A 15,018-nucleotide genomic window follows, 5' to 3' on the forward strand; every position below is an offset into this window, starting at 1 on the left:
TTGTCGTCCTTGTTTCTAAATGTATAATTTTCCCAAATGGACAGAATCACCTTTTTCTTTAGGCTTTGTCTTTTTGGCTCAAATTAAAGAAAAAACATTTACTGAATTTTTAGACTATATTTATGCAATGCTAGTGATGTAAATTATATCATTGTTTTCCCATTAAGGTATTTTTGATTTTGGCTCTTTTCACATAGATTGCTCCTGCGATTACTCGTCGCTGGAGTCGCCGCCTTTCGCTACTCCAAGCTTCCATTAAAAAGCAACAAAGTTTACGAAAAATGCCTAATATAAAAGAGGTATTCCAAAAAGTAGATTACCTACCTTTTGAAACACCCCCACGCAATTATTTTCCCTATTTAGTTGTTACGGAATATTGGTTCAGGATTGTCCATTTTTTCTACTTGCTCTTCTTTGCCATTTTCTGCATTAATAAAGATTCTGTACGTATCGTTTTTAATAACTCCATAAAATTCATGGCAAAGCACCTCTTCCTCTAATTGGTTCTTAATTACTGCTAGATGATGCTCCATTACCTCAAGATTAGGGTTTAAGAACTCTTTAGCTTCATCAACAGAAAGTTCTTGTGTAAACTCTTCTCTATCATTGTGATTTTCTAAATAAGCGAAGGATTCGAATCCAATAACATCCCCTTCATCTAATGCCACTTCAACAACAATAGAATCGGAATAAATTCGAATATTGTCCATCACCCCTGCAAAATTAAAGACTCCAATATTATCGTACTGTCTGCTGTCTACCAATTGCATATTATCAAAACCATTTCGTTCAATAAAATCTTTTGCATTTTCAGATGCATCGTAAAGGCTTATATTTTGCTTATCCACATCCCTTTCATTTAACATCCATACGGGGTGACCACCGATTTTTGTGATGTCCATTGTGATGTTAGTTCCGTGACTTCCATCAGGAATAGTAATGCTGTATGCTTCATAGTCTAAACCTTCTCCAGCCTCTGTAACTTCCGCATCGGTTACACCATCAAGTTGTAAGAAATCTTGTGCTACATTTAATGCTTCATGTTCGTCGATCGGATCGCCAGTAAGGTTTTTAGCTATCGCTTCCGAACTTGTTGAAAGCTCAGACGACCCTGCCCCAAAATCAACCTCTTGGAAACCTTCCACCTTTTCATCGATAATATGGAATCCATTTACAATGGCATTATCTAATGGTTCTTCTTCCCATGCTAAATGCATTTCCACATCCATCCATCTTAATTGATCCCTTAGTACCATGGATTGGACCTTTCTCATCTCACTTTGAATTTCACCAGCTTGCTCGTACAGTTGTTCCAATGTTTCATATTCTTCATCAGTTAATGGCTCATTATCTAAATCCCTTATGGCATTTTTATAAGAGAAGTTTCCGATTTTATATAAATATTCTTCCGTTTTACTAAAGGGCATTAAGGCTAATGGTAATTGACCTAGTTCATTCTGTGCTTCTGAAGTAATCCTCCATACCTCAGCTAATGACGGAGATAGCCTTTCCCTAGAATTCATTGCTAATGTAGACCCTAACTCATCATGTAACAAATCTAAATTGTAGGTTAATTCATGAAATGCCCTTTGATAATTACCTTCCGCTTTTATAAGGATAGCATTTTTTTCTTGATGCTCAATATACCCCCAATACCCCGTTCCTATTATCCCTACTACTAAAAGAGCTATAATGATATTTCTGACCATTTTTAACACCTCCCACGTTTATTTTGCAAAAATGTGTTTTCCAATTTGCTTCGTTTGAGGCCTAGACCAAATCCATGACGAAGTTGCCGTCGCTGGATTAAAAAAGTATAAAGCATTTCCAGTTGGGTCTTGTCCATTTATTGCGTCCAATACAGCCTTTCTTGAAGTTTCATTTGGTTCCAACCAAATTTGTCCATCGGCAACAGCACAGAATGCACCTGGTTCGAATATAACGCCAGTTACAGTGTTAGGGAAAAGAGGACTGTTTACTCTGTTCAAAATGACTGCTGCTACTGCAACCTGTCCGACAAACGGTTCCCCTCTTGCCTCACCATTGACTGCCTGTGCCATTATTCTTATATCATTATCTGAAAAGCCATTTGGTACATTGATTGCACTTTGTACATCTATATCGTCGTCTTGCTCAACAACCTCTTCCTCTTCTGGAACTGGAACTTCCGGTGTTTCTTGTGGAGCTTGCTCTGCAGGAGGGTCTTCCTGTGGTGCCTCCTCAGGTTGTTGCGGTGCTTGCTCAGGTGCTGGTTGTTCCTCTGCTGGCTGTTGAGGTTCCGGTTGTTCCTGTTCTACTTGATCTGGCGTACCTTGTGGTGTACCTTCCTGAGGTGCTTGACCGGTATCTTGATCAGGTTGATCTTCAACTGGTGCCTTTTCAACTGTTCCACCTTGTTGAGCCCCCAAATCACCTTTCTTATCTCGGCTACCTTTTGGACCCTTTTGAATATCCAGTGGTGTTCCACCATAATAGGTAAATTTTCTTCCTTCTCGGATCATTTGATGTACCCATTCTTTATCAAACTCTGTTGAACGCTCTAACATAGCTTTCGTATTCTCACCAACAAGACCTGTAACTTCCATACCGAATTCTTGCTGATAGTTTCGAACAGCCCAATAAGTGCCCCATCCGAATACCCCATCAATATTGCCATCATAGAATCCAATCCATTGTAAACGAGCTTGAAGCTCAACTACATCATCTCCGGTGGCACCTTTCTGAATAATTTGGTCAGAAAATGCTCCCGCAGGTTGTGGCATTAGCAAAAGCGTGACATAAATAAACATCGAGATTATGATGCACAATCGCTTATTTGCTGCTTTCGTGCTGTTTCTCATGTGACATCCTCCTCATTAGTTGCTCTGACATTCATTCACACTTCAATATTCAATATGGATAGTTTTATCAAATGAAACCATTTTATGCAGATTTGTAAGAAAAGCACCTCGATTTACACTGAGGACCAACGGGAAGTAACTCAAGTGAGCGTGATGCCTCTCTGAAGTAATGCTCGTCCCTGCGGTATCTTCAGCCATTACTTTTCCCGCTAGAGTCACCGCTACTACTTTGAGTATAAAAAAAGGTACCTCAAGTGCCTTTTAGGCATTGAGATACCCTCTTTATTCCAAGGAAACATCCACGTCCAATTTTTTTTCATTTCCACAAACACAGCGTTTAAACCCTGTATCAAAACCGCCATTACTGTTTGGAGTGCCACGAAGAATATATTTCTCACCACATTCAGTACAACGAATAGTTACTTTATAACGTGGCTTAGTATCAGGCAACAAGATCACTCCTTTTCCCATATAAAAGTAAATGAATGTAATTTTAAAAGTTTCTTGTTTTTAAATATACAATGAACTATATTGGGAATCAAGAAAAGCAACAACTTCAGCTTGCGGCATCATAATAAACTGCTGCTTGCGTTTCATTAGCCTTCTTTACTTTTCTTAAACCTACTATCCAAAGACAAATCATAAAAGGAATTAAGAAATATAACCAATGATTTTGTGTTAATAAAATTAAATTATACAAACTATGAAGCAAAAATGGATATAGAAAAGAATATAATAAATACCGAACTTTTCTATGGGGATAAAACTTTGCTTTTCCTAAATAGTATCCCATTACGACACCAAAAATGGCATGACTACTTACAGGAAATATAGCACGAAAAAAGGCTGTTTCAACACCGTTAGCTAATAAATATAAAACATTCTCAGCAGAAGCAAACCCTAACGCTACTGCTGATGCATAAACAATACCATCATAACGTTGGTTAAAATGTACATGATGATAAACTGCCACCACTACAATAAACCACTTTAAAAATTCTTCGATCATGGCTGACTGTATTAGTGCTTCCATAAACAAGGTATTAACTAACCCTTCCTCATTTAATGCAAATTGTATAAAAAGAATTGGAAATACTAGAATAGCCCCAAACAAATAGCACCTAATAACCATGTGTATCGGCTCTTGCTCAAAATCATCTTTTAAGTAAAAAAAACATAATAGCGCAATAGCTGGTGCAACAGCCGCCGTTAACAAAGATATCATAAGGCTCATCGCCTTTCCATTCAATATGAGTGATACTTTAATAATAGGAAATCCCCAGTTATTTGGCAACTGTAATACTAAAATTGGAAATTAATGATTAAAGCCTTTTTTTACATCCTCTTGGGCTCTAATTAAGGCAAGAAGTTTAATTCTTGCTTTTTTACTATCGAAATCTTTTCCCAGAATTACACCAGTTTGCGATAGATCGTATGCACTACCTAAATAATCATAGGTTGTATATACTTCTCCTTCTTCTGAAGCAGTAGTAATAACAATATAAATCCCCTCTTTTATGGCTCGATTTATAGCCGGCATCATTAGGGGAGAAACCTGTCCTCTACCAACACCTTCAATAACTATACCGTCAACCCCTGAATCGATACAGGCCTTAATCATCTTATCATCGGAATTTAGGTAGCATTTCACAATATCAATGTTTGGGATAAATTCCAGTTTAGGAACATGCTTCACCTTTCGTATTGGCCGCTGATATAAGTGAAGTTTATCATTATCAATAATGCCTAGATAACCAAACCCAAACACATTAAATCCTTGAATGTTGGAAGCATGTTCTTTTTTGACATATTGAGCTGCGAATACCCGTTCATTAAAAACTACTACTGTTCCAATATTCTTTAGTTGATCATCACATGCAGAATAAATGGCATGGCGTAAGTTTATAAAAGCATCACTCCCTAGTTGTTCTGGTGAACGTTGGGAACCGGTCACTACAATAGGTCTTGGGTCGTCTATTGTTAAATCGAAGAAATAGGCAGATTCCTCTAAAGTGTCTGTCCCATGTGTAACCACAACTCCGTCAGTCAAATCATTATCAAATAATTCCTGTATTTTTATCCTGATTATATCTAGGTCTTGGAAGGTAATATGCATACTTGGCTTTTGGATCAAAGAAATAATATTTATGTCAATATCTTCAGGTAGATCCAGAATACCGTTTAACTCCTCACCACTCATAACACCAGAATTTAGTCGCCCTTCCTCATTATGCTTACTGGCAATCGTCCCACCTGTTGTAATAACAGACACTCTTTTCATAATTCACTCTCCTTGCTTAAAACACTATTGGCAATTGACTCTCCATGTAATCGGCCGTTTTCAATAAAAATTTCATTCGCATTATTCCCAGCAGCTATTACTCCTGCTATATAAATACCTGGGACGTTCGTTTCCATCGTATCTTTAGAGAACAAAGGTCTCCCTGTTTCTTTATCTACCTTTACTCCCATCTTTCTAAGGAAAGAGTGGTCTGGATGATAACCAGTCATAGCAAAAACAAAATCAGCCTTTGCTTCGAATGTTAACCCATCTTTTTCTATTAGGAGTGAATCCCTTTTAATTTCTTTTACATTGGTTTTAAAATACATTTTTATTTTCCCATGTCTAATAAGCGAATCAAACTCCGGTAATATCCATGGTTTTACACTTGATGAGTATTCAGAGCCACGATAAAAAACAGTAACACGAGCCCCTGCTTTTTCTAATTCTAATGCGGCGTCAACTGCAGAATTTTTACCACCAATAACTGCTACCTCTTGGTCAAAAAACGGATGGGCTTCTTTAAAATAATGAAAAACATGGTTTTGGTCTTCCCCTTTAATTCCTAGATAGTTGGGGGAATCATAATATCCAGTTGCTATAACAATATATTTTGCATTAAATACCTTTTCTACACCTGATTTAGTTTTGGAAGTAACAATAAACCCCTTTTGAGAGGATTTTATTACTTGATTGACTTTCTCATATGCATTAATTCTTAATTTTTTTTCCTTTACCACTTCTCGATAATAAACAAGTGCCTCATTTCTTTTCGGTTTTCTCTCTGTACTATAAAATGGAATATTTCCTATTGCTAATTTTTCACTAGTACTAAAAAACTGTTGATGCGTTGGGTAATGATAAAGGGCATTAACAATATTCCCTTTCTCAATAACTAATGGATTATATCCTTTATTTTTTAAAGCTATGGCTGCGGAAAGACCACAAGGTCCCGCCCCTACGACTATAACATCTTCCTCTTTCATACCTACACCTCTCTCTTACTTTAGCCTTTTAAAAGCTAAAAATCCCTCTCAATTCTCAGAAAGGGATTGTAAAAATGTCACTATTAGCTATTATATTGTATTTTTTTGTTTTTGTTAAATCCAGCCACGGAATCTGCTGGCTTCTGCCATTTTCCTTACACCGACCATGTAAGCCGCTAAACGCATATCTACTCCCCTTGAGGAAGATACCCGATAAACATTTTCGAAAGAAGTGACCATTACTTTTTCCAAGCGTTCTTCCACCTCTTCTTCAGTCCAGTAAAAACCTTGATTGTTTTGTACCCACTCGAAGTATGAAACTGTCACACCTCCAGCACTTGCCAGAACATCTGGAACAAGAAGAACACCTCGGTTACTTAATATTTCTGTTGCTTCAATAGTTGTTGGTCCATTTGCTGCTTCAACAATAATCTCCGCTTTAATTTTATCGGCATTGTTAACAGTAATTTGGTTTTCAATAGCTGCAGGAACTAATATGTCACAATCTAATTCTAAAAGCTCATCGTTTGAAATTGTATTTTTAAACAGCTTCGTAACGGTACCAAAACTATCTCTTCTATCTAATAAATAATCAATATCTAAACCGTCGGGATCATGAAGTCCACCATATACATCTGATATTCCAACAACCTTTGCACCAGCATCATGCATAAATTTAGCTAAGAAACTCCCTGCATTTCCAAATCCTTGAATAACAATTCGAGCCCCTTCTAAATTTATCCCCTTTTTCTTTGCAGCCTCACGAATACAGATAGTAACACCTTTAGCTGTTGCTGATTCTCTTCCATGGGAACCTCCGAGAACAATTGGTTTCCCTGTAATGAATCCAGGAGAATCAAATTCCTTCATCCGACTATACTCATCCATCATCCACGCCATAATTTGTGAATTAGTAAAAACATCTGGTGCAGGAATATCCTTTGTAGGGCCAACTATTTGGCTAATTGCTCGAACGTATCCTCGACTTAACCTTTCTAACTCTGGAAAAGACATTTCCCTGGGATCACAAACAATTCCACCTTTTCCCCCGCCGTACGGCAAGTCTACAATACCAGCCTTTAGACTCATCCAAATTGACAGCGCTTTCACTTCTGTCTCAGTAACATCAGGGTGAAAGCGTACGCCCCCTTTTGTTGGACCGACTGCATCATTGTGCTGGGCACGATAACCAGTAAATATTTTAATAGATCCATCATCCATTCGAACAGGAATCCGAACAGTCATCATCCTTAATGGTTCTTTCATTAATTCATAAACCTCTTGGGGATAACCTAGACGATCCAACGCTCTCTTAATTACTGTTCTAGTAGAGGTTAGAACATCCTGCTTTTCTAGCGGTATATCTTCGGACGTTTCATTCTCCAATTTCTCGTTCCCTTTCATTACTTTCACCTCAACGTAATGTATCTTATCGTTACAATTATTACTATAAAGAAAGTAGACGTAATTTTCCACTGTTGTTTTATTTTTTTACAAAAATTTTTTTTTTGCAATCTGACTTTATTGTACTGATTATGTTTCATTATAAGTTACGTTATGATAATCAAAGAACTTTATACAATTTTAACAAAAAAAACTCCCTAGTCTTTAGGGAGCTTTTATGAAAAATAATTCTTTAATTGTTTCATTGCATTGTTTTCGATGATAACTTTTCCATATTCCTCTAATCGGTATGCAGACACTGTTGCTGTTTCCCCATATTCAACAATTTTTGAAATAAAAGTGTCCACATCAAGAGGTGAGGCATCCATTTCGTGGAATGCTAAGATGTACTCATCATTAAAATGATATAATTTCCCAGCGGTTATTCCAATTCTAGTGAATTCAAATGCTAGCTGAATCACATCTTCAATGTTATCAAATTTAAAAAGGAGATGGTCATTAACATCTAAAGTAATTTGCAATTCAATAAAAGAGTCATCAAAGGAATCTTCTATTTCATCCGTTATAGTAACAATAACAACCATGCCTTGAGATGGTAATGCAAATACTTCCACGATAACAGGCCCCTCTGCATCAAATCCTAACTCTACGCTTGCTTCGGATATCATATCTCGAAATAGATCGTGTATTTTTGGAATATCCATCCATATTTCATCTTTTGAGATCCCACGTTCACGGAGATCATCAAAACTTAGGAATATTTTAATTTTATCTGATGCTAACCGCTCCAGGCGCATGGTCGGCCCTCCTCAATCCGTGTTTGACAGGGAATATTATTATTTATCCCCAAAACGGAATGCTCTTTACTCATAAACTATGTATAGAGCATGTTTTTGGTTCAACCGAATGCCTACAATCGTTGATTTTTCATAAATATTTGTAACCAATTAGCCCATTCTTCTTGCTTATTTCCAATGACAAAATCCTCAAATACCTCATAACTAGACTCAGACAATTGATCGAATGCTTGTCCACCTATACCTATTTCGAGATCACTAAACCTCCCCTTTAACTGAGATATTATTTTAATTACCTCTGATAAATTGTCTTCCATTGTACAAGAAATGAAAATAACAGTTGGTTGTACCTCTTCAACGACTTTTAAAATGTCCTGTTCTGGCAGTCCTTGTCCTAAATAAATGGTATCAAAGCCAATTTTTTTTAAAAACAGGGAAAATATTAATAAACCTAATTCATGAGACTCTCCAGGAGCACATACAGTAACAACCTTTATTCTCATTCTTCCAGCAGGCATATGGTGAAAAACCATACCTATTTTTGTCCTGAGGAAAGCTGAAATGAAATGTTCGTGTGCAATGGTGATTTCATTTTTCACCCATTTTTCTCCTACATCCTTTAATAATTCACCTAATATTTGTATAACAACCTTTTCCATTGAAAACATAGCAAATGCTTGGTCTATTAATTGATTACTTCGATTTTCTTCGAAGTTTAATAATGCTTGAAGTAGATCCTTCCTAAGTTGGATAATCGTACTTTCCGTTGTTTTATCAGGGTGTAAAAGTTTTTCCATATCTTCCTTTTCTAATAATTCAACGGCTTGACCGATTGTAAAACCTTGATTTATCTTATCTTGTAACCACTTTAAAATGGACAGTTGATTTTCTGTATACAATCGATGACCTGCTTGGTTACGAGTTGGATTTATAATTTTGTAACGTCTTTCCCAAGCACGTAAAGTTCCTGGCTGTATACCCAGTATCTTTGTTACTGCCTTTATATTATATTTTCCTACAAAGGTCATCTTCTATTTCACCTTTTCTATTCCGTAATCCCTATCAATTTGTCTTAAATGCCCATAAAATAATTTTCATTTAATATTCTCTCCTCTTATAACGCTGTATTCGTTTTGAATAATCAATGCCCTCCATTATAGCATAGATAACAGCCACACCAACAATCGCTAATGCTGCAACTCGGTAAAGGATAATCATCACTAGGAAGGTAAACCCATATATTAGTTTTTCAACTCGTTTTGAGTTTGGAAAGAAGGTATAAAAAATCAATCTTGAAATGGAAAGAACTCCAATGACAAAAAATAAGACAGCGACGAACCAAGAAAATGGTTCAAAAACGAGGGATTCCATAATTTCAGGAGAGGAGGAACTTAATAAGAAGTAAAATTGATTAGAGAATACTAAAACACTAATCCACCCACAGCAATAGTAAAGTAGCTTTTTACCCACTATATTACCCTCTTCCTATAGGAAAGTTACTATATGATATATGAGAGAAAATAGAAAAATTGCTCAAAAAAAGAATGTGACAAAGAAATATTTCCTGTCACATTCTCTGAGTAATTAAAACAGTCCTATTGCACGTCCTTTATTATCAACATCCATCTTTAAAGCTGCAGGCTCCTTTGGAAGACCAGGCATTGTCATGACATTACCAGTCAAAGCAACGATAAACCCAGCACCAATGGATGGCTTTAACTCACGGACAGTAATTGTAAAGTCTGTAGGACGACCTAATTTTTTAGGGTCATCAGATAAGGAGTACTGTGTTTTTGCTATACAAATAGGCAGATTACCCCATCCATTTTTCTCAAAGCTCTCGATCTGTTTTAAGGCCTGTGGAGAAAACTCTACACCTTTTGCTCCATAGACCTTCTGTGCAACAGCTTCAATTTTTTCTCGAATAGATGCATTAACGTCATACATATGGGAAAAGTTCTTATCCCCTTTTTCAATCTCCTGCACTACTCTTGATGCTAATTGTTTACCGCCGTTACCACCATTTGCCCAGACATCCGCTAGCTCCACATTGATTCCCTGTTCTTCACACCAAACTCGTAATGTTTCTATTTCTGCTTCCGTATCATGGATGAAACGATTGATGGCAACTACATGGGGTAAGCCAAATTGACGAATCGTTTCTACGTGTTTCTCTAAGTTTGAAAGACCAGCTTTAAGGGCTTCTACATTTTCTTCTTTTAAATTATCCTTCGGAATACCCCCATGCATTTTCAAAGCACGAATAGTAGCCACAATCACCACTACGTCCGGATCAATTTCTCCAGCCCTAGTTTTAATATCAAGGAATTTCTCAGCCCCTAAGTCCGCGCCAAAACCAGCTTCTGTTACTACATAGTCCCCGAGCTTCGATGCTAATTTTGTTGCAATAACACTGTTACACCCATGTGCAATATTGGCAAAAGGTCCGCCATGTATTAGAGCAGGAGTGTTTTCTAATGTTTGCACGAGATTAGGCTTAATAGCATCTTTTAATAATAATGTTAAAGCACCTTCTGCCTTTAAATCGCTTACGGTAACTGGCTTCTCTTCTGGTGTATACGCCACAACAATTTTAGCAAGCCTCTTCTTTAAATCCTCTAAGTCTTTAGATAGGCAAAGAATTGCCATTATTTCCGATGCTACAGTAATATCAAAGCCATCTTCTCGCGGAACTCCTTGAAGAGGCCCCCCCAATCCAATAATCACATTTCTTAATGCCCTATCGTTCATGTCAAGAACCCGTTTCCAGACCACTCTTCTTACATCGATATTTAATTCATTACCACGATGAATGTGATTGTCTAGCATAGCTGCTAATGCATTATGTGCAGTTGTAATCGCATGAATATCTCCAGTAAAATGGAGGTTTATATCTTCCATTGGTACAACTTGTGAATAACCTCCACCGGCGGCTCCACCTTTTATACCCATCGTCGGTCCTAAAGATGGTTCTCTAAGGGCAATAATCGTATTTTTTCCAATCTTATTTAACGCCTGACCTAAACCAACTGTGACAGTGGATTTCCCTTCCCCTGCGGGTGTTGGATTAATGGCAGTAACTAAAATAACTTTCCCATTAGGTTTATCTTGAAGGCGGTCCATAATGGATAAAGAAAGTTTTGCTTTATAGTGTCCATATGGCTCCCATTCATCTTCCGAAAGCTGAAGTCTCTTTGTTAATTCCTTTATGGGCATCATTTCAGCAGCTTGTGCTATTTCAATATCTGATTTTACTTGTTGACTCATGTTTCCACTCCTTTTAACTGTTCACTTTGCTAAATTAGTTCTTTATCTAACTCTTGAATTAGACTTTCCTTTGTTAGTATACCAGTTTTTTTTAAGATAGCCCCTAATAAAATCATTCCGCTACTTGATTATTACCTAGCTTTTCTGTTAAACCACTTCCAAAATGTCCGGTAATCATTATTAGTTTTTTTAATAGTCGCTCCCCTCCCTATCCCAAACTTTATTATAAGCCAATAATGAAAACGCTTTCAACCTATAATAAATATAGTCATAAAAATGTTAAATTTATTTAGTTCAAAAAGGAAGTGCGCCTTTTTACGATAAGCATGCTCGTCGCTCGTCAGTTATGAGAAGAGCACTCATAACTGACTTTTAAAACATGCGACGGCTTAGCTTATCGTATTTATTTAGTTCAAAAAGGAAGTGCGCCTTTTTGAACTAAATAAAAAAAGAGCCTTTTTTTGTGGGCTCTGTTGTTATTTATGATATAAATTAATATCGTATTTATTTTTTAACTCGTGGTACTGTGAGATTCTTTTAACTTCTAGTTGGTTAGAGTTCCATATATCTGAAGCACGATCAATAACATCCTCTTTTAACTCCTCAAAATCCTTTTCAGCTTTCTCATACTTTTTTGACTTAACATCAAAGTAGTAAAAACAAAAGAATAAAACTGCTAACCAAACCACAATAATAATATCTGAAAGTAATAACGATAGGTAAGAGCTAACACTCTCACCTGACATCAATTTTAAAACAATATAAATTATCCCAGCTGCTAAAATGCCTAAAAACAACAGGCCCCATTTCATCATCGTTTTTTCTGCTTTCTCTTCCTTTTGCTTTGCCTCAATTAAGGCTTCAATAATGACTTCATGATATTCTTTTATTCCGTTAGAATCCCTTTCTATACTTGCCATATAGTAAATCCCCCTTGCATTTAGATACTACATTATATGCAAGTTAGACAAGTTATACATCCTTTATCCTATGAGTTTTTCTACCCAAATTGGATATGTGACAACAGCAGCTACGAGTAAAAGAAATAATATCAATAATATTCGTACAAGGGGAAATTGAACTTGTTTTTTCTTTTTATCATTTTTATTTTCTTTTCTTGTTTTCCCACTAAATTCACCTTTTGATTGATGAACTTCCTTTCTCGAAGGCAGGTTTAAAACATCCTGATAATCAACATCTAACGTTTCAAATTCAGTTTCTTCCTGCTTTTTACTAGCTAATTGTTTTTTTCTAAGTCTTACTTCACTACGTGGAGGATAATTTGCCAATTGTCCATCCCCTCCTTCTTTTAACTTCCTATTTCTGACCATTGTAAAGAAATAATCGATATTTAATACATAAACCTAGAAGCATATCTATTAGCATATGACAAATGATAACTGTTAATAAATTTTCAGTTAAATAAAATAGAAACCCTAAAAAGAAGCTTAAAAGAATTGTAAAGCTAAATAAAAAGTAATTGTGTAGATATCGAATGTGAATTAACGCGAAAATAAGTGAAGCAGGTATTATTCCAAAAGTGGTTTGTAATAATCCCCGAAACATGACTTCTTCTGATATTCCAACAATTAGGGAAATAAATCCAATGTGTAGTGGATGTCTTCCCTTAAATATTCGCTCATTAATACCTCCGTCATCAAACCATTTCCTTGGTAAAAATTTAGCTAGAATTAATTCAACCACTACTACAAATACCGCTGCAGTTATTCCAATAATTATATGATTCACATTCCATTGAATAAATGTAAAAGGGTATAACCAATTACCTGTTAGAATTCTACTTCCAATAAGGGCGAGTCCTAGCATAAGAAATTGAGTAAAATATAAATTTAATAACAACTCTTTATCTGTCAAATTTTTAATTATGTCTGCTTGTTTCATTTAGTAACCCCCTCCGGTTATAGGGCACTAATATATTCTCCAGTTCTTCCTGCCAAGATGCAAATGTATTCTCATCCTGTGAATAGTCATTCAAAGGATAATTTTCAATAGTTAAACCACAGTTAGAGCAGCACTTCTTTAATGTTCCGGTCATCTCTTCACCAAAGTATTGGAGAACCCCTTTTCTTATGCATTCCTTCCCATTTAATAATGATTCAATCTGGTAAAAATTATTCTCTTTATGTTTTCTTCTAGAAAGAAAATGTTGATACAGTTTCTTGAATAATTGGTCATTTACTCTTTCCATATGAATATGTTTATCATCTAAAGCACCAAATTTCCTGAAATAATATAAAAGCATTTTCCAACGAGTCTCATCAATAAAAAGAACCCGTTGTAATTCTTCCATAACTGAACTATCTACAAGAGGAGTGGTTGGATTCCACCCTTTGAGTACACTAAACCAAGTCTTTAACTCTCTTTCTGTAGGAAACTCTTGGTCGATAAATGCCATTGGTACAGCTCTATCTTCCTTTGTATAAAGTAATAAAGCTGTTGATTCTTGTCCGTCTCTGCCAGCACGGCCGATCTCTTGGACATATTGCTCAATGGACGGGGGAATATGTAAATGAATAACGCTTCGAACATTTGGTTTATTAATCCCCATTCCAAATGCATTTGTAGAGCATATATAATTTATTTCATTATTCAAGAACTGGTGTTGTATTAACAGTCGGTCCTCTTTCGTCATTCCCCCGTGATAAAAGGCTACATCAACATAACCCTTTTCTTTCATAGTTTCGGCCATAGCAACTGCTTCTTTTCGAGTAGAAGTATAAATAATTGCCGGCTTTACTAATCTCTTCAGGTGTTCAAAAAACAGGTCCAGTTTTTCTGTTTTATCAAATGCTTCAACTGTAATAAGTTTAATCTGTTTTCGGTTAACTGAAAAGCGATGAATAACTGGTTGCTCCATAGCCAATTTCTTAATAATATCTTCTTCCACCTGGGAAGTGGCTGTAGCTGTTAGTGCAAGACAGGGTGGATTACCAATTCGTTCCTTCACCTCATGGAGTCGTAAATAATCTGTGCGGAATTCATGGCCCCATTGTGAAATACAATGGGCTTCATCAACAACAAAAAGACCAATCTGAATTCCCGATACTCTCCGTATTACCAAATCATTTGTTAACATCTCAGGGGAAATAAATAAAATAGAGTTCTTATTTAAAGACCTTAAGATTCGTTTCTTTTCTTCAAATGTAAGTAACCCATTAAGCTGAACTACGTTTTTATCACCAGCAGCACGAAGCTGATGAACTTGATCTTCCATCAAGGATAGTAATGGAGAGACAACGATAGTCATTCCCTCCATTAATTTTGCTGGAAAATGGTAGCAAAGGGTCTTCCCTGCTCCTGTTGGTAAAATGGCTAATACATCCCTTTTACTAAGAACTGATTGGATGATTTCCTCCTGGCCCGGACGGAATTGATCATGACCAAACTTACTTTTCAATAATTCAGTTAAATTAATCATATTT

At 36.2% G+C, this 15,018-nt stretch carries 15 protein-coding genes; all 15 read right to left on the reverse strand.

The window, feature by feature from the left end; translation table 11 throughout:
• Positions 1 to 359 precede the first annotated feature (359 nt).
• A complete protein-coding gene (gene ypeB / locus J2S74_RS25015; RefSeq protein WP_307331742.1) occupies positions 360 to 1,709 on the reverse strand; it encodes a germination protein YpeB in 1,350 nt (449 codons plus the stop codon).
• Between the two features lie 18 nt (positions 1,710 to 1,727).
• Positions 1,728 to 2,840 carry a cell wall hydrolase gene (locus J2S74_RS25020; protein ID WP_307331745.1) on the reverse strand — a complete coding sequence of 371 codons (1,113 nt, stop codon included), beginning with the start codon at positions 2,838 to 2,840 and terminating at the stop codon, positions 1,728 to 1,730.
• A 282-nt stretch (positions 2,841 to 3,122) separates the two neighbouring features.
• Positions 3,123 to 3,311: a hypothetical protein gene (locus tag J2S74_RS25025; protein ID WP_307331747.1), complete on the reverse strand. Its 189-nt coding sequence runs from the start codon at positions 3,309 to 3,311 to the stop codon at positions 3,123 to 3,125.
• A gap of 85 nt (positions 3,312 to 3,396) precedes the next feature.
• Positions 3,397 to 4,134: a glutamic-type intramembrane protease PrsW gene (gene prsW, locus J2S74_RS25030; RefSeq protein ID WP_307331750.1), complete on the reverse strand. Its 738-nt coding sequence runs from the start codon at positions 4,132 to 4,134 to the stop codon at positions 3,397 to 3,399.
• Positions 4,135 to 4,155: 21 nt separating this feature from the next.
• Entirely contained in the window at positions 4,156 to 5,121 is a 966-nt protein-coding gene (locus J2S74_RS25035) for an asparaginase (RefSeq protein WP_307331753.1), read from the reverse strand.
• Positions 5,118 to 6,107, reverse strand: coding sequence for a YpdA family putative bacillithiol disulfide reductase (locus J2S74_RS25040; RefSeq protein ID WP_307331757.1), 990 nt, complete (start codon positions 6,105 to 6,107; stop codon positions 5,118 to 5,120). The genes J2S74_RS25035 and J2S74_RS25040 overlap by 4 nt, the downstream gene beginning before the upstream one ends.
• Positions 6,108 to 6,221: 114 nt before the next feature.
• A complete protein-coding gene (locus J2S74_RS25045) occupies positions 6,222 to 7,511 on the reverse strand; it encodes a Glu/Leu/Phe/Val family dehydrogenase (RefSeq protein ID WP_307331759.1) in 1,290 nt (429 codons plus the stop codon).
• Between the two features lie 215 nt (positions 7,512 to 7,726).
• The gene (locus J2S74_RS25050) at positions 7,727 to 8,308 is read right to left on the reverse strand and encodes a genetic competence negative regulator (RefSeq protein WP_307331761.1); all 582 of its coding nucleotides are present in this window, start codon (positions 8,306 to 8,308) and stop codon (positions 7,727 to 7,729) included.
• 113 nt (positions 8,309 to 8,421) lie between these two features.
• A complete protein-coding gene (locus tag J2S74_RS25055) occupies positions 8,422 to 9,336 on the reverse strand; it encodes a MerR family transcriptional regulator (RefSeq protein ID WP_307331764.1) in 915 nt (304 codons plus the stop codon).
• A gap of 70 nt (positions 9,337 to 9,406) precedes the next feature.
• The gene (locus J2S74_RS25060) at positions 9,407 to 9,778 is read right to left on the reverse strand and encodes a hypothetical protein (protein ID WP_307331767.1); all 372 of its coding nucleotides are present in this window, start codon (positions 9,776 to 9,778) and stop codon (positions 9,407 to 9,409) included.
• Between the two features lie 114 nt (positions 9,779 to 9,892).
• Entirely contained in the window at positions 9,893 to 11,575 is a 1,683-nt protein-coding gene (locus J2S74_RS25065) for a formate--tetrahydrofolate ligase (RefSeq protein ID WP_307331770.1), read from the reverse strand.
• Positions 11,576 to 12,051: 476 nt separating this feature from the next.
• On the reverse strand, positions 12,052 to 12,495 hold the full coding sequence (locus tag J2S74_RS25070) for a DUF2663 family protein (protein WP_307331771.1): 444 nt from the start codon (positions 12,493 to 12,495) through the stop codon (positions 12,052 to 12,054).
• Between the two features lie 63 nt (positions 12,496 to 12,558).
• Positions 12,559 to 12,864 (reverse strand): hypothetical protein, encoded by a 306-nt coding sequence (locus tag J2S74_RS25075; protein WP_307331772.1) that lies wholly within the window; start codon positions 12,862 to 12,864, stop codon positions 12,559 to 12,561.
• A 28-nt stretch (positions 12,865 to 12,892) separates the two neighbouring features.
• On the reverse strand, positions 12,893 to 13,477 hold the full coding sequence (locus J2S74_RS25080) for a CPBP family intramembrane glutamic endopeptidase (RefSeq protein ID WP_307331773.1): 585 nt from the start codon (positions 13,475 to 13,477) through the stop codon (positions 12,893 to 12,895).
• On the reverse strand, positions 13,455 to 15,014 hold the full coding sequence (locus J2S74_RS25085) for a RecQ family ATP-dependent DNA helicase (protein ID WP_307331777.1): 1,560 nt from the start codon (positions 15,012 to 15,014) through the stop codon (positions 13,455 to 13,457). Before J2S74_RS25085 ends, J2S74_RS25080 begins: the two co-directional genes overlap by 23 nt.
• Between the last annotated feature and the right edge of the window lie 4 nt (positions 15,015 to 15,018).

The organism is Evansella vedderi, from assembly GCF_030813435.1.
GTDB lineage: Bacteria > Bacillota > Bacilli > Bacillales > Salisediminibacteriaceae > Evansella > Evansella vedderi.